The sequence below is a fragment of the Methylobacterium sp. WL64 genome (assembly GCF_008039945.1).
In the GTDB taxonomy this organism is placed as follows: domain Bacteria; phylum Pseudomonadota; class Alphaproteobacteria; order Rhizobiales; family Beijerinckiaceae; genus Methylobacterium.
The window spans coordinates 19,168-37,542 of sequence record NZ_VRVA01000053.1 but is presented as its reverse complement, the minus strand read 5'-3'; the positions used below and the strand labels follow the sequence as shown (position 1 = coordinate 37,542).

Here is an 18,375-nt window from a genome sequence, read left to right as displayed (position 1 = left end):
GCCGAAGCCCGCCCCCAAGTCGGCCGGGGAAAAGGCCGGCGAGGCGGGCTCCGCGATGATCGAGCAGATGATGCGCACCGGCGCCGAGGTGCAGGGCAACAACATCCGGGCGATGCAGGAGCTGTTCGAGACCTTCTGGCCGTCGTCGGGACAACCCGCGGCTCCGGCCCCGCCGAAGCCCGAGCCGAGCCCGCCGAAGCCCCGGCGCGGCCGCGGCCCCGAGGGCGGGACCGGTTGACGCACGGGCGGCGATACGGCGCCGGTTGACCCGGTGCGGCCGGGACGCATCTCCCGCGGCGAAGGAGATGCCCCGATGACCGACCACCTGACCGCCTGGGACGCCCGCGCAGAGACCGTCGCCGCCAACGGCGTCGCCAAGCGCACAATCCCGGGTGCCGGTGCGAGCCTCGTGCGGGTCGTGGTGCCCGCGGGCGTCTCGGCGGGGCGCCACAGCCACGATCACGAGCAGTTCGTGCAGGTGATCTCCGGCTCCGGATTCCTCGAGACCGAGCAGGGCCGCACGCCGTTCGCCGCCGGCAGCGTGTTCCATTTCCCCGCCGGGACGTGGCATGCCGCCGCGTTCGAGACCGAGACCGTGCTGGTGGAGACGAATCTTTCAGCGCAGGGCTGAGAGGAATACGTTTCGGGAATCCCATCCAAGGCACGGCCGGTCAGGCGACGCGCTCGAGAACAGGTCTCCGTCAGGGCACGGTTCTGTTCTGGATCATCCTGCTCCCCCGTTAAGCCGCTTCTCCAGATCCTCGGCGGCGGGCACCGTGTCGCGCGCGTACTCGACCGCCTGATCGGCGGTCAGCAATCGGCCCTCCTGGGGATAGAAGGCGAGCCCTCCGACCAGCTTCACGCAGGCCGCGATCGCAATCAGTGCACCGATCGATTCTGAGATGGCACCGAAGCTGAAGGCATACACGCAAGGCCAAGAGCCACCGAAATCAATCTCTGCATAGGTTTCGGTCAGATCCGACAACGGGATGACTGAGCATTCGAAGCCCGTCTCCCGACCTTTCCGCATCGCCGGCAGATGTCCCGACGAAGCAGGGGGGATCTTTTCTGAGCCCAGCCGCAGATCAAAGCCAAGCGCGTCAATGGCAGCCTGCCACTCCGATCTGCTGGTGAGCGGTCGTGGGCATAGCGCATACGCTTCCATACTCATGCGTCACCAACTCCGACCCGAACAGCAACCGAGAAATAGCTTTTCACTGAAATACCCCGAAGAAGATGAATCTCGATAACCGGAATGCTTTCGTCGACGCCCGCACCCGTTCTCAATGCGCGAACGCGATTTGGCGATAGTCCTTCTTCACCGGTCTTGATGTCCCAGATTGCCCTGATTGGCGCGGCGCTGGTTCGACCATCCCGGAGAAGCACATCCGTGCGTATGCTTCCTGAAAAACCGTGCCGAACGACGTCACCGGCGACGAAACTCTGCTCGACACCGTCCCGGCCAATACCGGGAAGATCCAATTCACGCAGCCGCGCTGCCAGCTTCGCATGGATCTGAAGACCGTATAAAAACCCCTCTCCAGGCTCCGTGCTCTCGACGACGTCCTTGAGAACATCGAGAAGCTCATCCGTCTTCGCGTCGATCCGAGCATCGCCCGTTCGGTCCCTTCGAACGACGGTCAGCGAGCCGTTCCCTCCGCACCATCGGCCATTGCAGTCGCGCGGTTGATCGGGTCTGTATCCGGCTTTGATGTCTAGAAGGCGAAGGGCAATGAAAGCCAGACTGAGACGAAGTTCTGCGATGGCATACGCTAAGGTCGGATCCTGGTCATGACTTCGCATGGCGCTGCTGCCCATCACGTTCGTTCTTGTTTTATTCCATGATTATTTTCCTGATGTCAAGCGATTCTGGGCGCTTCTAGGATCGCGCGCCCACTGCGGGCCGACAGCGCCAAACATCCCACCCGCGCGAAGCATCTCACCTGCGGCAAATTATTCTTTGCGCCGATCCAAAATGCCTGTGCTTGGCGGCACGGGCCGGCCCGTGTAGGAATCCCGCACGAATGCCCGCCCGTGCACGCCGACGAAAGGCCGGGCCCCGCCCCTTCCAGAACAGAGGCAGACCATGAGCGCCGGTACCGCCGCCGACAAGCACTTCTCGAATAGCTTCTTCGCGGCCCCGCTGACCGAGGCCGATCCCGAGATCGCCGAGGCGGTGTCGAAGGAACTCGGACGCCAGCAGCACGAGATCGAGCTGATCGCCTCGGAGAACATCGTCTCCCGCGCCGTGCTGGAAGCGCAGGGCTCGGTGCTGACCAACAAGTACGCGGAAGGCTATCCGGGCCGGCGCTACTACGGCGGCTGCCAGTTCGTGGACATCGCCGAGAACCTCGCCATCGATCGCGCCAAGCGCCTGTTCGATTGCGGCTTCGCCAACGTGCAGCCGAATTCCGGCTCGCAGGCCAACCAGGGCGTGTTCCTGGCCCTGATGCAGCCCGGCGACACCTTCCTGGGCCTCGACCTCGCGGCCGGCGGCCACCTCACCCACGGCGCCCCGCCCAACGTCTCGGGCAAGTGGTTCAAGCCGGTCTCCTACACGGTGCGCCGCGATGACCAGCGCATCGACATGGAGCAGGTCGCCGCCCTCGCCGAGGAGCACAAGCCGAAGGTGATCATCGCCGGCGGCTCGGGCTACCCGCGCCACTGGGACTTCGCCAAGTTCCGCGAGATCGCCGATTCCGTCGGCGCCTACTTCATGGTCGACGCGGCCCACTTCGCCGGCCTGATCGCGGCCGGCGTGCATCCGTCGCCGTTCCCGCACGCCCACGTGGTCACCACCACCACGCACAAGACGCTCCGCGGCCCCCGCGGCGGCATGATCCTCACGAACGACGAGGCGCTCGCCAAGAAGTTCAACTCGGCGATCTTCCCCGGTCTCCAGGGCGGCCCGCTGATGCACGTCATCGCCGGCAAGGCGGTGGCCTTCGGCGAGGCGCTCCGGCCCGAGTTCAAGATCTACGCCCGCCAGGTGGTGGAGAACGCCAAGGCGCTCGCCGACACCCTGATGTCGGGGGGCTACGACATCACCTCGGGCGGCACCGACAACCACCTGATGCTGGTGGACCTGCAGCGGAAGGGCCTCACCGGCAAGGCGGCCGAGGCCGCCCTGTCGCGGGCCGACATCACCTGCAACAAGAACGGCGTGCCGTTCGACACCCAGAAGCCGACGATCACGTCGGGCATCCGGCTCGGCACCCCGGCCGGCACCTCGCGCGGCTTCGGCGTCGCCGAGTTCAAGCAGATCGGCGGCTTCATCGTCGAGGTGCTGGACGGCATGGTGGCCAAGGGCGAGGCCGGCGATCCGGAGGTCGAGGCCTCGGTGAAGAGCCGCGTCCACGCCCTGACCGACCGGTTCCCGATCTACGGCTGAGGCCGGTGCGCGGCGGCCTTCCGGCCCGTCCGCGTGTAGTCTAGGAAACGGCCGCGGACCCGACCGGTCCGCGGCCGTTTCCATGCGTCGAGTGCAGATCCCATGCGGTGTCCCTATTGCGGCGGCTCCGAGACGCAGGTGAAGGATTCGCGGCCCTCCGAGGACGGCGCCGCGATCCGGCGCCGCCGGGTCTGCCCGGATTGCGCCGGCCGCTTCACCACCTTCGAGCGGGTGCAGCTGCGCGAGGTCGTGGTGCTCAAGCGCTCGGGCAAGCGCGTGCCGTTCGACCGGGACAAGCTCCAGCGCTCGATCGACGTGGCCCTGCGCAAGCGCGCGGTCGAGCCCGACCGGATCGAGCGGCTGGTCAGCGGCATCACCCGGCAGCTCGAGAGCGCCGGCGAGCCGGAGGTCACCTCGGAGGCGATCGGCGAACTGGTGATGGCGGGGCTCAAAGGTCTCGACGACGTCGCCTACGTGCGCTTCGCCTCGGTCTACAAGAATTTTCGCGAGGCCAAGGATTTCGAGGACCTGCTCGGGACCCTGGGCGACGGCCTGCTCACCGTGGGCGCCGAGCCGGATCCCGCCCCGGAGGACCCCGAAGAGCCCGATTCACCGCCCCGCCGCCGGACCGCCCGGCCATGAGCGACGACGCGACCTTCATGCGCCTCGCCCTGGCGCTCGGCCGGCGCGGGCTCGGCACCACCTGGCCGAACCCGTCGGTGGGCGCCGTCGTGGTCGAGCCCGGCACCGGCCGGATCCTCGGCACCGGGGCGACCGCGCCCGGCGGCCGGCCGCACGGCGAGCCCCTGGCGCTCGCCGAGGCCGGCGCCGCCGCCCGGGGCGCGACCCTCTACGTCACCCTGGAGCCGTGCTCCCATCACGGCCGCACGCCGCCCTGCACCGACGCGATCCTGGCCGCCGGGATCGCCCGGGTGGTCAGCGCCGTCGAGGATCCGGATGCCCGGGTGGCCGGGCGCGGCCACGCGCGGCTGCGGGCTGCCGGCGTCGCGGTCGAGACCGGGCTGATGCGGGATCTCGCGGCCCGCGACCATATCGGCCACATCACCCGGGTGACCCGCGGCCGGCCGGCGGTGCACCTGAAGCTCGCCCGCACCCGCGACGGCTTCTGCGCGGGCGCCGGCCCGGAGCGGCTGCGGATCACCGGCCCGGTGGCCGACGGCGCGGTGCATCTCTGGCGGGCGCATGCCGACGCGATCCTGATCGGCATCGGCACCGCCCGGGCGGACGACCCGTCCCTCACGGTGCGGCTGCCCGGCCTGGGCACCCGCTCGCCCCTGCGGATCGTGATCGATTCGCACCTGATGCTCTCGCCCGCCAGCGTGCTGGCCCGGACCGCCCGGGACACCGCCACGCTGGTCCTCACCACCCGCTCGGCCCCCGCCCATGCCCGCCGGGCCCTGGAGGCACTGGGCGTCGAGATCGCCATCCTGCCGGCGGATGTCACGGGCCGCGTCGAGTTGCCGACCGCGCTGGCGCATCTCGGGGAGCGCGGTTTGACGCGCCTGTGCAGCGAGGGCGGCCCACGCCTTGCCGATGCCCTGGCGCGGGCCGATCTGATCGAGGCCTGCACGCTGGTCACGGGACCGGACGAACTCGGCCCGGCGGGCGGCCTGAAGGCGCTCGGCCCGGATCTGAGCGACGCTTTGGCGAGCGAGAGATTCACGCTGGCCGAGCGGCTGCAGCTCGGCCCCGACGAGGCCGCCACCTACGAGAGGATGTCGTAAAACAATGTTCACCGGTCTCGTCAGCGACGTCGGCACCATCGTCTCGATCGCGGGCGAAGGCGACCTGCGCCGGATCGCGATCCGCGCCTCCTACGACCCGTCCACCATCGCGCTCGGCGCCTCGATCGCGTGCTCGGGCCCGTGCCTGACGGCGGTCTCGGTGGAGCCGGATGCGGGCGGCTGCGTCTTCGCGGTGGATGCCGCCGCCGAGACCCTGGCCCGCACCACGGTCGGCCGCTGGACGGCGGGGGCGCGCATCAACCTGGAACGCTCCCTCAAGATCGGCGACGAGCTCGGTGGCCACCTGGTCACCGGCCATGTCGACGGCGTCGCCGAAATCCTGGAGCGGGAGAGCGTCACGGCCGGCGCCTGGGGACCGAGCGACCGCTTCACCCTGCGCGCCCCGGCGGGCCTGTCGCGCTTCATCGCCGAGAAGGGCTCGGTCTGCCTCGACGGCACCTCGCTCACGGTGAACAGCGTGGACGGCGACGTCTTCTCGGTGCTGCTGATCCCCCACACCCTCCAGGTCACCACCTGGGGGGAGCGGCGCGCCGGCGACAAGCTGAACCTGGAGGTCGACCTGATCGCCCGCTACGCCGCCCGGCTCACCGAGGCGCAGCCGGGGGCCTAACCGCGGGCACGGTACATGACAGGGTCCGGCTTGATCTTGATCGACGCTCATCCAGCCCACCGCCCTCATCCTGAGGTGTGAGCGAAGCGAGCCTCGAAGGAGCCCTCCAGGGATCGCGAGCAGACTGGAGGGCTCCTTCGAGGGCGCCGCTGCGCGTCGCCACCTCAGGATGAGGGGTGAGAGTTGGACGGGCGTTGATCAGGACCGGACCGACGTTTGAGTCCGCTCCGCCGACTGCCCTGCCAAGACAGCGTCATCGTGCTCTAGCGCGGCGGGATCGCGTAGGTCCCGGTGGCGTGGCAGACGAGGGCGTCGCTGCCGGGCGCGGTGATCCCGACCTCGCCCACCGCCAGCCGCCGCCCGAGCTTGAGCAGGCGGCATTCGGCCACGAGGTCTCCCGGGGCGGGCTTGCGCAGGAAGTTGAAGGTCAGGCTCGTGGTCACCGCCAGGGCGACCGGGCCGATATTGGCGAGGATCGCCGCGTAGAGCGCGTAATCGGCCAGCGCCATCATGGCCGGCCCCGACACCGTGCCCCCCGGCCGCAGGAAGCGTTCCTGCCCCTCCATCCGCATCCGCGCCGTGAGCGGCCCCACCGCCTCGAGATGGAAGGCGCGCCCGCCCGCCTGCATCTGCGGGAATTCGCGGTCGAGGAAAGTGTTGGTTTCTTCGAGGGTGAGGATCGGGGCGTTCATGCCTGCTTGCAGCATGGGGTGGGGGGCCGGGGCAATCCAGTCAGGGCGCTAAATCCACCTGAAGTCGCGGCGAGCCCGATCTACTTCAGCGTGCCTGGTAAAACAGTTCAGAATGAACCGCCTTGTCATTCCGGGGCGCCGCAGGCGAGCCCGGAATCCAGATCCGCTGTCGGTGCAGGACCTTGGAACTGTCGGCGGTTATGGATCCCGGGTTCCGCTACGCGGCCCCGGGATGACAAAGTGGATGTTTAACCGGCCGTGCGAGCTGTAGGCCTTTGGACGATCACCCTTCAAGCAACCGTTGCTGTGCCGCCAAGAGGCATGCACGCGATGGCAGCGGGTCCACTGGTCAAAAAAAGATCGGCCGCGCGCTGGCGCTGATCTCGCCCAGCACCGTGCCGGTGGCGGGCTCGACCTCCTTGAGGACCACGTCGTAGCCCCACAGGTCGGCAAGGTGCTGGAGCACCCGCTTGGCGTCGTCCTTCTGCAGGGTGATCTTGTTGAGCGCCTTGTGGTGCAGGATCAGCCGGCGGTCGCCCTCCAGATCCACGTCCACCACCTCGATATCGGGATCGAGCCAGGCGACGTCGTACTGGCGGGCGAAGGAGCGGCGCATCTTGCGGTAGCCGCGCTCGTCGTGGATCGCCTCGACGCGCAGTTCCGGCTCGTCGGGGTCGTCGACCACGTGGAACAGGCGCAGGTCGCGCATCAGCTTGGGCGACAGGAACTGCTGGATGAAGCTCTCGTCGCGGTAATTCGCCCAGCAATCGCGCAGCACCGCCATGGCATCGCCGGTGCCGGCGATGTCGGGGAACCACGCCCGGTCCTCCTGGGTCGGCTGCTCCACGATGCGGGCGATGTCCTGCATCATCGCGAAGCCGATCGCGTACGGGTTGTGGCCGCCATAGGAGCGGTCGTCGTAGGTCGGCTGCCGGATCACGTTGGTGTGCGATTGCAGGAATTCGAGGTAGGCCGCCTCGGTGATCAGCCCCTTCTCGGACAGGGAATTCATGATCCGGTAGTGGCTGTAGGTCGCGCAGCCCTCGTTCATCACCTTGGTCTGGCGCTGCGGATAGAAGTACTGCGCCACCAGGCGGACGATGCGCAGGATCTCGCGCTGCCAGGGGCGCAGCCGCGGCGCGACCTTCTCCAAAAAGTACAGAATGTTTTCCTGCGGCAGTTCGAGCAGGGCCTTGCGCCGCTCGGCGGCCGCGTCGGAGCGCACCGCCCCGGTCTTCTGCGGCAGGGTCCGCCACAGGTCGTTGTAGATCTGCTCGCCGTGCTCGACCCGCTCGCGCTCGCGACGCTGCTCGGAGGCGAGGTCCGGCCGCTTCTTGCGCGGGTAGCGGTGGACGCCCTGGCTCATCAGCGCGTGGGCGGCGTCGAGCACCTGCTCCACCGCCTGGTGGCCGTAGCGCTCCTCGCAGCGGGCGATGAAGCTTTTCGCGAAATCCAGATAATCCAGGATGCCTTCCGCGTCGGTCCACTGCCGGAACAAATAATTGTTCTTGAAGAAGTGGTTATGGCCGAAGGCGGCGTGCGCGATCACCAGCGTCTGCATCGTCGCCGTGTTCTCCTCCATCACGTAGGAGATGCACGGGTCCGAGTTGATGACGATCTCGTAGGCGAGCCCCATCAGGCCGCGCCGGTAGCCGGCCTCGTGCTGGGCGAAGTGCTTGCCGAACGACCAGTGCTTGTAGAACAGCGGCATGCCGATCGACGCGTAGGCGTCGAGCATCTGCTCGGCCGTGATGATCTCGATCTGGTTCGGGTACCAGGACAGCCCGAGTTCCGGCCCGGCGATGCCCTCGCAGGCGTCGTGGATGCGCCGGATCGTGTCGAAGTCCCAGTCGTTGCCGGTGAACAGGGGTTTCTGGCCGCCGGAGATGGTCTGGGGCGTCCGTGGCTTGACGCTTGTCATGCAGCCTCCCGATCGACCGAAGCGTGTCTCGTATGCCCGCGGGGCGCGGGCGCCCTCCCCCCATGGAGCGGGAAGGGAAACGCGGCGGCGCGTCCCGTCACGCCTCCGCCTCGGCCCGTGCGTCCTTGCGGCCGAACAGCTCGCGGAAGACCGGGTAGATCTCCCGCCGGTGGTTGACCTTGCGCATGGCGATCGGGCCGCCCGCCTTGGCGATCGCCTCGTAGGTCCGCCACAGGGTGGTGCGGTGCTCCACGAAGCCGGCCCGGGGGCCGTTCTCGTCGCCGACCTCCAGGTAGGCGAAGTGCTGGCAGGCCGGCAGGATGTGGGCCCGCAGCAGCTCCGTCGAGGTCGGGCCGTCGGAGGAGACGTTGTCGCCGTCCGAGGCCTGTGCGGCGTAGATGTTCCAGTCGTTCGGGTCGTAGCGCTCGGCGATGACCCGCTTCATCTCCACCAGCGCCGACGACACCAGCGTGCCGCCGGTCTCCCGGGAGCCGAAGAAGGTCTCCTCGTCCACCTCGGTGGCCCGGTCGGTGTGGCGGATGAACACGATCTCCACGTGCCGGTAGCGGCGGGTCAGGAAGATGTGGAGCAGGATGTAGAACCGTTTGGCCAGGTCCTTCATGTGCTCGGTCATCGAGCCGGACACGTCCATCAGGCAGAACATCACCGCCTGCGCGATCGGCCGCGGATAGGGTTCGAACCGGCGGAAGCGCAGGTCGATCGGGTCGACATACGGGATGCGCTTGGCGCGCTCGCGCAACTTCAGCAGCGCGCGTTCCACGTCCGGCCGGCCCGGGTCCGAGTCGCGCATCCCCGCGAGCTGGGCCTCCAGCGCCGCGACCTCCTCGGGCTTGGGGCGCTTGAGGGCGATCCGCCGCGACATCGAGTTGCGCAGGGTGCGGGTCAGGGCGAGGTTGGCGGGCGAGCCGGTCACCGTGTAGCCGGCCCGGCGCAGCCCCTCGGTCTCGACCACCGCGAGGCGCCGCTTGGCCAGATCCGGAAGCTCCAGATCCTCAAGGAAGAGTTCCAGAAACTCCTCGCGGGTGAGCACGAAGCGGAACGCGTCCTCGCTGTTCTCGCCGCCCTCCCCGCCCTCGCCGGAGCCGCGACCGCCGCCGCCGCCCGGGGGCCGCTCGATCGTGTCGCCCTCCACGTAGGTCTTGTTGCCCGGCAGGATGTGGTCCTGCAGGCCGGTGCCGGGCTGGCGGGAGAACCGCGGCTCGCGCACGCCGTCGGCGGGCACGCTCACCCGGCCGTCCTTGCCGAGATCCTTGATGTCCTTCTCGCGGGCGGATTCGCGCACGGCGCGCTGGGCCACGTCCTTCACGCGCCGCAGGAAGCGCTGCCGGTTGGGGAGGCTCTTGCCCCCGGGATTCAGGCGTCGGTCGACGATGTGCATACGCTGCGAAAACCCTCGTCCGCGTGTTCCGGCCGGGTCGGGCCCCGTGTCGTACCATGCTGTTCAGGGAGGGATGGATCCCTCTTTCGCAGCAGGCCCGAGAGCCTCGCCGGCCGGTCGTCCGAAACTGTGGCGGCGGAGGGTCGAAACCGGGCCCGGTCGGATTCGCTCCGCCGGGCCCCCGCCCCTCAGCCCGCCTGCTTCACCCGCATGTACCATTCCACCAGGCGGCGGACCTGCCGCTCGGTGTAGCCGCGCGCCACCATGCGCTCGACGAACTCGCCGTGCTTCTTCTCGGTGTCGCCGTCCTTCTTCGAGCCGAAGGAGATCACCGGCAGCAGCTCCTCCACCTGGGAGAACATCCGCCGCTCGATGACCTCGCGCAGCTTCTCGTAGCTGGTCCAGCTCGGGTTACGGCCCCCGTGCTGGGCGCGCGAGCGCAAGGCGAACTTCACCACCTCGTTGCGGAAGTCCTTCGGGTTGGCGATCCCGGCGGGCTTTTCGATTTTGGTCAGTTCCTGGTTCAGCAATTCGCGGTTCAGCAGCTGGCCGGTCTCGGCGTCCTTGAAGTCCTGATCCTCGATCCAGGCATCGGCGTAGTCGATGTAGCGGTCGAACAGGTTCTGGCCGTAATCGTGGTACGATTCGAGGTAGGCCTTCTGGATCTCGTGGCCGATGAACTCCGCGTAGCGCGGGGCCAGCTCGGTCTTGATGAATTCCAGGTACTTCTTCTCGGTTTCGGGCGGGAGCTGCTCGCGGCGCAGCGACTGCTCCAGCACGTACATCAGGTGCACCGGGTCGGCCGAGACCTCGGTGGTGTCGTGGTTGAAGGTGGCGGCCAGCACCTTGAAGGCGAAGCGGGTCGAGATCCCGTCCATGCCCTCGTCGACGCCGGCGGTGTCCTTGTATTCCTGCATCGAGCGGGCGCGCGGATCGACCTCGCGGAGCGATTCGCCGTCGTAGACCCGCATCTTCGAGAACACGTTGGAATTGGCGTGCTCGCGCAGGCGCGACAGGACCGAGAACCGGGCCAGCATCTCCAGGGTGCCGGGGGCGCAGGCCGCGTCCGAGAGTTCCGAGCCGGAGATCAGCTTCTCGTAGATGTGCTGCTCCTCCGCGACCCGGAGGCAGTACGGGACCTTGATCACGTAGATGCGATCGATGAAGGCCTCGTTGTTCTTGTTGGTCTTGAAGGTCTGCCACTCGGATTCGTTCGAGTGCGCCAGGATGATGCCGGTGAACGGGATCGCGCCGATATTCTCGGTGCCGACGTAGTTGCCCTCCTGCGTCGCGGTGAGCAGGGGGTGCAGCATCTTGATCGGCGCCTTGAACATCTCGACGAATTCGAGGACGCCCTGGTTCGCCCGGTTCAAACCGCCCGAGTAGGAGTAGGCATCGGGATCCGCCTGGGACAGGGTCTCCAGCCGGCGGATGTCGACCTTGCCGACCAGCGAGGAGATGTCCTGGTTGTTCTCGTCGCCCGGCTCGGTCTTGGCGATGGCGATCTGACGCAACCGCGACGGCCGGACCTTGATCACCGTGAAGCGCGAGATGTCGCCGTTGAACTCGTCGAGACGCTTGAGCGCCCAGGGGCTCATCAGCCCGGTGAGCCGCCGGCGCGGGACGCCGTAGCGCTTCTGGATCTCGTCGCCCATCGTCTCGGGATCGAACAGCCCGAGCGGGCTCTCGAACACCGGGGAGACCTCGTCCCCGGCCTTGAGCACGTAGACCGGGTGGACCTCCATCAGCGCCTTGAGGCGCTCGGCGAGGGACGACTTGCCGCCGCCGACCGGGCCCAGCAGGTAGAGGATCTGCTTGCGCTCCTCCAACCCCTGCGCGGCGTGGCGGAAGAACGAGACGATCCGCTCGATCGTCTCCTCCATCCCGTAGAATTCGCGGAACGCCGGGTAGGTGCGGATCGTCCGGTTCATGAAGATCCGGCCGAGGCGCGAATCCTTGGCGGTGTCCACGAATTCCGGTTCACCGATCGCCGCCAGGATACGCTCGGCGGCCGAGGCATACATCAGCGGCTCGTCGCGGCAGGCTTCGAGATACTCGGAGAGCGTCATCTCCGTATCGCGGCGCGCCTCGTACCCTCGGGCGAAGCTCTGGAAAAGGTCGTTCGTCGCATGCATCGACATTCGATAACCCTCTCAGACCCTGACAGCTTCATCCTGTCTCGGCTCGGATGCAACCGACAGGCCCGCTTTTGTCGCAGCGCGGCGAACGCGCCGCGGGCCTGTCGATTGCTTGCAACACTCGTCTGGCCAAAACCTGGCCTCGACGTGGTCGAACGTTGATTTCGATCTCCTTTGAGCGGGCATTTTAGGATGAAAAACTATGCACGCGCCAGGGTTTCTTGCCTCTGCTTAGAGATCCGTGCCTTCTTTCTTGGCATCGTCGCCGGATTTTGATCCGGAGGCCCCGACCGTGATCTTGATATTGTGAGTCTGGACTTGGCCGTCGGCGCCCTTGACCTCGAACGTCACCTCGTCCGAACCGGTGAAGCCGGTGTTGGGCTGGTAGAACAGCGCCTGCACGGCGGCCTCCTTGTTGGGGCAGCGGTAGCTCGCCGGGGTCTTCAGCTTGCCGACCTTGGTGATCACGGAACCGTTCTTGGGCGCGCCCGAGACCTTGAACTCCGGCATCGGGCCGGGGCTGCAATCCTTCTTGAGGTTCGGGGCGATCTCGAGCCGCACGGTCTTGCCGGGCGCCACCGTCTTGGAGCGGGTCACCGTGGTCTGGGCGAAGGCCGGGACCTGCGCCGTCCCGGCGAGGATCAGGCCGCCTGCGAGCAGCGCGGCGAGCGGACGTAGGGCGGTCATGGCGGCGTCACTCCGGTGCCGATCCGGGGCCGGATGTCCGGTTCCCCTGCCATCGGTCGAGGAGTCATGTGGGGACGCCGAGCACGGCCGTCGAGGGTTTTTCCGAGCGATGCCCCGCTCCGGGCCCGGCTGTCGGACCGAATCTTTTCCGGAACCGGTCCTATTCCTGCAGCACCGCGGCGACGACGCCCGTGACCCGGGCGATCTGCGCGGCATCGAACTCGCCGGCGAGGGCCGCGGCGAGCCGGGCCTCGACCCGGGCGCGCTCGCCGGCATCGGCGATCGGCACCGGCGGGATCTGGTCCTCGGGCAGGCGGCAGACCCGGCGGATCGTCTCGGCGGCGGCGAGCAGCTTCTCCCGGTCGGGCGGCCCCATCTCCCACAGGGGGTTGCGCAGGCGGCTGATCACCCGCTTGGCGTCCCGGTACTCCCGGTCGACGTTGGTGGCGGCCTCGATCTGGCTCACCAGGAACATCAGTTCGAGGACTTCGGAGGCGGCCTCCGGGCAGGTGCGGACGATCCGCATGATGCGGGCCATCAGTTCCTGGCTGGGAGACAGCTTGGGTTTTGGCACGGCCATGCGGGCAACAACGCGGTTTGGGGCCGGAAGGTCCGCCCGCGCCGCAAGATGCGTGCGCGGCATCCTCAACCAATCGGCGAGATGCCGCGGGAACGCTACACGTCGCGGTCGTAGGGCCGGCGCAGGGCGTCGAGCAGTGCCCGGCAGGCCTGCAGGTCGTCGAGCACGTCCCGCAGGGCCGCCCGGTCGGGGGTGTCGGCGAGGTCCTGCATGGTCGCCTCGGGGGCGTCCTCGACCTCCTGGATCCGGGGCTCGGCCGCCCGGGCCTCGCCGCGGCCGACCGCCTGGACGAAGCGGATGCCGTTCTCCTTGAGCACCCGCTGCGCGCCCGCGATGGTGTAGCGCTGCACGTACAGGAGCTGCCGGATGCCGGCTACGAGCTCGACGTCCTGCGGCCGGTAGTAGCGCCGGCCGCCGGCCCGCTTCACCGGGCGGATCTGGCCGAATCGCGTCTCCCAGAACCGCAGGACGTGCTGGGGCACGTCGAGCTCCTCGGAGACCTCGCCGATGGTCCGGAAGGCGCCGGCGCTCTTCGCGCCGATCGGTTCGAGGGGCACGTCGGCGGCGAGGGCTGGGGGCATGGTTATCTGATGCGGCGGGACGACGGCGATCTTGCCGGTCCGCGGGGCCGGGCTCAAGCCTTACCGAGGGTTGAGGCGATAAAGTTTGCCGCGCCGGAACGACATCCGTTCAGCGCGCGTCGCCCGCCCCCCGCTGTGCGGTAGGGCGGCCCCCGCTCAATCGTCGTCGTCCGACCGGTCGGCGCCGTTGAGCGCCTGGCCGTTGATCTTGGCCTTGAGGACGTTGGAGGGCTTGAACACCATCACCTGGCGGGGCTCGATCGCGACCTCGACGCCGGTCTTGGGGTTGCGGCCGACGCGCTTGCCCTTGCTGCGGACCACGAACGAGCCGAACGAGGACAGCTTGACCGTCTCGCCCCCCGCCAGGCAGCCGCAGATCTCCGACAGCACGGTCTCGACCAGGGCGGCGGATTCGGTCCGCGACAGGCCCACCTGGTGGTAGACGGCCTCGCTCAAGTCGGCGCGCGTCACCGTCTTGCCTGCCATGCCGTGTCCCCTCGCCTGCTGTTCTCATCCGGCAGCCCACGGGCGCGACGAACCTCGCCGCACCGTGAGCTGAAGGTGTATCCCTATGATCCGGCACGCTAATCTGCGTCCGCCGCCCGGTCAACCGCGCGGGGCGGACGAATTGGCCCGGCGCCTCCCGACGGATGGCGGCCGCCGGCTTCGGCGCCGGGCGAGGCCTACCTGAGGCCGTGCCGCGTCACCAGCGGATCAGCGCCGCCCCCCAGCTGAAGCCGCCCCCGATCGCCTCGATCATCACGAGGTCGCCGGGCTGGATGCGGCCGTCCCGCCGGGCCACGTCGAGGGCCAGGGGGATCGACGCGGCCGAGGTGTTGCCGTGGCGGTCCACCGTCAGGACGATCTTCTCCCGGGCGATCCCGAGCTTGTCGGCCGAGGCCTCGATGATCCGGCGGTTGGCCTGGTGCGGCACGAACCAGTCGAGGTCGGCGGCCGTGATCCCGGCCTGCGCGAACGCGTCCGCGATCACGTCGGTGACCTGCCCGACCGCGAACCGGAACACCTCGCGGCCCTCCATGCGCAGGCGCCCGGTGGTGCCGGTGGAGCCGGGCCCGCCATCGACGTAGAGCTTGTCCCGGTGCCGCCCGTCCGAGCGCAGGCTGGCGCAGAGGACGCCGCGCTCGCCCGCATCGGCCCGCGCCTCCAGCACCACCGCCCCGGCCCCGTCGCCGAACAGCACGCAGGTGGTGCGGTCCTCCCAGTCGACGATGCGCGAGAAGGTCTCCGCCCCGATCACCAGGGCCCGGCGGGCCGAGCCGGTGGTGAGGAACTTGTCGGCCGTGGAGACCGCGAACACGAAGCCGGCGCAGACCGCCTGCAGGTCGAAGGCCGCCCCCCGGTGGATGCCGAGCGCCGCCTGGATCTGGGTGGCGGTGGCCGGGAAGGTGTGGTCCGGCGTCGAGGTCGCGCAGATCACCAGGTCGATGTCGTCGGCGGTGAGCCCGGCATCGTCGAGGGCGGCCTGCGCGGCCCGGGCGCCGAGCACCGAGGTGGTCTCGCTCGCGTCGGCGATGTGGCGCTGGCGGATGCCGGTGCGCTGGACGATCCATTCGTCCGAGGTGTCGACCCGCTCAGTCAGGGCGGCGTTGGTGACGACCTGCGCGGGCAGGCTCGACCCCGTCCCGACCACCACCGAGCGCGGCGCCTGCGGAGACTCTGTGCGGAGGGCTGACATCGCTTTCCTTCCCGGACGGCGCAGGCGTCACAATTCTCAGTTGTGTCGCCCCGGACGTCCGAATTCCATCCGTTTGAACACGCGGAGCCGAGATAGGGATCCGGCCAACGCGGCACGCGCGCGGACAGCGGTCCGGCCGCACGCACGATCGCAGATCGTCCAGGGCCGCCCCGGCCACGTTCGGTGACCGGAGGAGCAACCTCGCGAGCACCGATCACACCGTCATCCCGGGCTCGCCTGCGGCGCCCCGGAATGACGGGGAGGAGGTTCGGGCGTTGTGGGAAACGCCACGGCCGAAGACAGAGAATCAAGCCGGCGCCAGGACCGCCGTCTGGTCGAGCATTTCGCGGATCGTGCGGATCATATCGTGGCGGGCCATGTCGTGCGCCAGATCGATCGCGGCGGCGAAACCTTGCGCGTTCTCCGAGCCGTGGCTCTTGATCACGATGCCCTCCAGCCCGAGGAACACGCCGCCGTTGGCGCGGCTCGGATTCATCTTGTCCTTCAGGGCCTTGAACGCCTGCCGGGCGAACAGCGCGCCGATCTTGGCCGACAGGGTCCGGGTCATGGCCGAGCGCAGGTAGCTGCCGATCTGCTTGGCTGTGCCCTCGGCGGTCTTGAGCGCGATGTTTCCCGTGAAACCTTCCGTCACGACCACGTCGACGGTGCCGCGCCCGAGATCCGTGCCCTCGACGAAGCCGTGATAGGTCAGCCGCGTGCTCTCCATCTCGCGCAGCAGCCGCGCGGCTTCCTTGACCGCCTCGTTGCCCTTCATCTCCTCGGTGCCGACGTTGAGCAGGCCCACGGTCGGCTTGTCGAGATCGAACACGATGCGGGCCATGGCCGAGCCCATCACGGCCATCTCGACCAGGTGCTCGGCATCGGTGCCGATGGTGGCGCCGACGTCGAGCACGACGCTCTCGCCGCGCACGGTGGGCCACAGGCACGCGATGGCCGGGCGCTCGATGCCCGACATGGTCTTGAGGCAGATCTTCGACATCGCCATCAGGGCGCCGGTGTTCCCGGCCGACACGCAGGCATCGGCCTGCCCGTCCCGCACCGCCTGGATCGCCTGCCACATCGAGGACTTGCCGCGGCCCTGGCGCACCGCCTGGCTGGGCTTGTCGTCCATGGCCACGGCCACGGTGGTGTGGCGGATCTCGACGCAGTCCTTCAGCCGCGGCTCCTTGGCGACCAGCGGGGCGATCACCGCCTCGTCGCCGAACAGCAGGAAGGTCATGTCGGGATGGCGCTCGCGGGCCAGGGCGGCGCCGGGCACGACGGTCGAGGGCCCGTGGTCGCCGCCCATGGCGTCGAGCGAGATGCACACGCGTTGGGACATGTCTTTGCGGGTCGCGGTCTCGGCAGGGGGAACGGCGGCGGGAACGGCGGCGGGACGGACGAGGGCCGCCCGCCGGGCGCGCCGGACCATAGCGATACAGGCCCGCCGGGCAAATGAATTCGGGCCGGACGGGTCAGGCAATTGTTTCGGGGCGGGCCGGAGCGGGGCTCTGCGGGGGGCTTCTGCTTCTGCGAGCGATCCCGTCCACCCCCCTCATCCTGAGGTGCGAGCGCAGCGAGCCTCGAAGGAGATCTCCAGGGATCGCGCGGCCGGCTGGAGGGCTCCTTCGAGGCCTCCGCTGCGCTCCGGCACCTCAGGATGAGGGCGTAGGTTGGACATTCCTCTTGGTCGAAACCGACCGCCCGTTTCCGCCTCCCGCGCCGCACCCCGCCCTGGGGCTGCGCCGAGCCGGACGGCCTCAGCCCTCCCCGTCGCGGAGCCGGCGCAACGCGTCGAAGGGGCCGGCATCCTCGCCCGCCACCACGGGCTCGAACGCGATGCCGGGCTTGCGCGGATAGGGATCGAGGCCCAGCGCCAGGAATTCGGCCGTGAGCGCGCCGAAATCGATCCGGCCGCCGACCAGCGGGTCGGGCACCTCGACGTCCTCGGCGTCGGTGCCGGCGAGCTGGTCGGTGTCGGTGTACACGACCTCCACCGGCTCGCGGACCGGACCCGCGAACGGCTCGAGGCTGACGGTGCAGACCTGCGTCACCACGGCCTCGACCGTGCCGGTGACGGTCATCCGGTTCGTAGAGCCCGAGATGTCGAAGCGCCCGACCAGGTCGCGAATGGCGGGGATCTTGAAGTCGGCCGCGAGCGCGTCGCACTCGGCCTGGCTCGCCTCGACGGTGACGGCGCCCCGCCCCTGCGGCAGGCGATCGACGTTGACCCAGCGGGAAAGCGGCCCGCTCTCCGGGCCCGTACGGTGTCTCATGTCCTGTCTCCGGTCGGGGCCGGCGCGAACGCGTCCGGCTCCGGAAAGGGCGGCCCGGCACCGAGCAGCCCGTCGAGATCGGCCCCGGCCAGGGCCGCATCGGCCGCCAGCACGTAGGCGGCGAGGCCCGCCGGGTCGCCCTCCCCGCCGAGCACGTTGCGGGCGAGCACCACCCGCAGGGCCGCGTCGTCGCGGGCGTCGAGCGCAGCATCGTAGCCCGTGGCCCGGCCATAGAAGGCGGCACCGAGTTTTTTCATCCGCTTGCCGACGCCCATATCGCCGACGCCGAGTTCGCGCAAAGCCGCGTCGAGCTGGGTGAAGACCGCGTTGACCAAGTCCTGCGCCACGTCGGCCGCCGGGGCCGGCAACCGGTTCAGCCGGCGCAGAACCAGGATCACGTGCAGGCACAGGGCCTCGAACCGGCCCTCCACGGTGTCGGGCACGGCGAGCCCCGTGTAGAGGCCCGGCCGGCGCGCCGCCAGGCTGATGGCCGCGTGCAGCCCCTCCACGGCGCGGCGGCGCGCGCCATCGCGCCGGAACAGCGCGGCGATCATGGATGCCTCCGAAAGAAGGGCGATGCCGGGCCGCGGCGGCATCGGGCGGCCGGGGCGTGTGGCCAAGCTTGCCTTGTCAAAGCC

The 18,375-nt window shown here is 69.0% G+C and carries 19 protein-coding genes and 1 pseudogene; 6 read left to right on the top strand and 14 right to left on the bottom strand.

Annotation, left to right across the window (positions count from 1 at the left end; translation table 11 throughout):
• Positions 1–238, top strand: a pseudogene (locus FV242_RS20045) (hypothetical protein); the annotation flags it as partial.
• 75 nt (positions 239–313) lie between these two features.
• Positions 314–631: a cupin domain-containing protein gene (locus FV242_RS20040; protein ID WP_147856674.1), complete on the top strand. Its 318-nt coding sequence runs from the start codon at positions 314–316 to the stop codon at positions 629–631.
• A gap of 93 nt (positions 632–724) precedes the next feature.
• Here FV242_RS20040 and FV242_RS20035 read toward each other — a convergent pair whose 3' ends face one another.
• Positions 725–1,171, bottom strand: coding sequence for a hypothetical protein (locus FV242_RS20035; RefSeq protein ID WP_147908453.1), 447 nt, complete (start codon positions 1,169–1,171; stop codon positions 725–727).
• The gene (locus tag FV242_RS20030; RefSeq protein ID WP_147940122.1) at positions 1,168–1,818 is read right to left on the bottom strand and encodes a hypothetical protein; all 651 of its coding nucleotides are present in this window, start codon (positions 1,816–1,818) and stop codon (positions 1,168–1,170) included. The genes FV242_RS20035 and FV242_RS20030 overlap by 4 nt, the downstream gene beginning before the upstream one ends.
• Positions 1,819–2,086: 268 nt before the next feature.
• Between FV242_RS20030 and glyA the strand changes: the two genes are divergently transcribed.
• The 4 genes from glyA (at position 2,087) to FV242_RS20010 (ending at position 5,767) form a co-directional block, all read left to right on the top strand.
• Complete coding sequence (gene glyA, locus FV242_RS20025; protein ID WP_147940121.1) at positions 2,087–3,391, top strand: serine hydroxymethyltransferase; 1,305 nt, start codon at positions 2,087–2,089, stop codon at positions 3,389–3,391.
• Positions 3,392–3,493: 102 nt separating this feature from the next.
• A complete protein-coding gene (gene nrdR, locus FV242_RS20020) occupies positions 3,494–4,033 on the top strand; it encodes a transcriptional regulator NrdR (RefSeq protein ID WP_147940120.1) in 540 nt (179 codons plus the stop codon).
• Positions 4,030–5,136, top strand: a complete 1,107-nt coding sequence (gene ribD / locus FV242_RS20015; RefSeq protein WP_147908456.1) for a bifunctional diaminohydroxyphosphoribosylaminopyrimidine deaminase/5-amino-6-(5-phosphoribosylamino)uracil reductase RibD — start codon at positions 4,030–4,032, stop codon at positions 5,134–5,136. Before nrdR ends, ribD begins: the two co-directional genes overlap by 4 nt.
• 4 nt (positions 5,137–5,140) lie before the next feature.
• Positions 5,141–5,767: a riboflavin synthase gene (locus tag FV242_RS20010; RefSeq protein WP_147940119.1), complete on the top strand. Its 627-nt coding sequence runs from the start codon at positions 5,141–5,143 to the stop codon at positions 5,765–5,767.
• Positions 5,768–6,030: 263 nt separating this feature from the next.
• Here FV242_RS20010 and FV242_RS20005 read toward each other — a convergent pair whose 3' ends face one another.
• The 12 genes from FV242_RS20005 to FV242_RS19950 all read right to left on the bottom strand — a co-directional run bounded on the left by FV242_RS20005 (position 6,031) and on the right by FV242_RS19950 (position 18,291).
• Entirely contained in the window at positions 6,031–6,459 is a 429-nt protein-coding gene (locus FV242_RS20005) for a PaaI family thioesterase (RefSeq protein ID WP_147908458.1), read from the bottom strand.
• Between the two features lie 349 nt (positions 6,460–6,808).
• The gene (locus FV242_RS20000) at positions 6,809–8,380 is read right to left on the bottom strand and encodes a SpoVR family protein (protein ID WP_147908459.1); all 1,572 of its coding nucleotides are present in this window, start codon (positions 8,378–8,380) and stop codon (positions 6,809–6,811) included.
• A 97-nt stretch (positions 8,381–8,477) separates the two neighbouring features.
• Positions 8,478–9,779, bottom strand: a complete 1,302-nt coding sequence (locus FV242_RS19995; protein WP_147908460.1) for a YeaH/YhbH family protein — start codon at positions 9,777–9,779, stop codon at positions 8,478–8,480.
• Positions 9,780–9,967: 188 nt separating this feature from the next.
• Positions 9,968–11,920 carry a PrkA family serine protein kinase gene (locus FV242_RS19990; protein ID WP_147854846.1) on the bottom strand — a complete coding sequence of 651 codons (1,953 nt, stop codon included), beginning with the start codon at positions 11,918–11,920 and terminating at the stop codon, positions 9,968–9,970.
• 228 nt (positions 11,921–12,148) lie between these two features.
• Positions 12,149–12,604, bottom strand: coding sequence for a 4-aminobutyrate aminotransferase (locus tag FV242_RS19985; RefSeq protein ID WP_147940118.1), 456 nt, complete (start codon positions 12,602–12,604; stop codon positions 12,149–12,151).
• A 160-nt stretch (positions 12,605–12,764) separates the two neighbouring features.
• The gene (locus FV242_RS19980; protein WP_147908462.1) at positions 12,765–13,184 is read right to left on the bottom strand and encodes a hypothetical protein; all 420 of its coding nucleotides are present in this window, start codon (positions 13,182–13,184) and stop codon (positions 12,765–12,767) included.
• Positions 13,185–13,279: 95 nt separating this feature from the next.
• Entirely contained in the window at positions 13,280–13,765 is a 486-nt protein-coding gene (locus FV242_RS19975; RefSeq protein ID WP_147908463.1) for a MerR family transcriptional regulator, read from the bottom strand.
• 156 nt (positions 13,766–13,921) lie between these two features.
• The gene (locus FV242_RS19970; RefSeq protein WP_147940117.1) at positions 13,922–14,251 is read right to left on the bottom strand and encodes an integration host factor subunit alpha; all 330 of its coding nucleotides are present in this window, start codon (positions 14,249–14,251) and stop codon (positions 13,922–13,924) included.
• A 217-nt stretch (positions 14,252–14,468) separates the two neighbouring features.
• Entirely contained in the window at positions 14,469–15,461 is a 993-nt protein-coding gene (locus FV242_RS19965; RefSeq protein ID WP_147908465.1) for a beta-ketoacyl-ACP synthase III, read from the bottom strand.
• A 307-nt stretch (positions 15,462–15,768) separates the two neighbouring features.
• The gene (gene plsX, locus FV242_RS19960) at positions 15,769–16,803 is read right to left on the bottom strand and encodes a phosphate acyltransferase PlsX (RefSeq protein WP_147857119.1); all 1,035 of its coding nucleotides are present in this window, start codon (positions 16,801–16,803) and stop codon (positions 15,769–15,771) included.
• Positions 16,804–17,221: 418 nt separating this feature from the next.
• Entirely contained in the window at positions 17,222–17,737 is a 516-nt protein-coding gene (locus FV242_RS19955; RefSeq protein ID WP_147940116.1) for a DUF177 domain-containing protein, read from the bottom strand.
• Positions 17,734–18,291: a ubiquinol-cytochrome C chaperone family protein gene (locus tag FV242_RS19950; RefSeq protein WP_147908467.1), complete on the bottom strand. Its 558-nt coding sequence runs from the start codon at positions 18,289–18,291 to the stop codon at positions 17,734–17,736. Before FV242_RS19950 ends, FV242_RS19955 begins: the two co-directional genes overlap by 4 nt.
• Positions 18,292–18,375 lie beyond the last annotated feature (84 nt).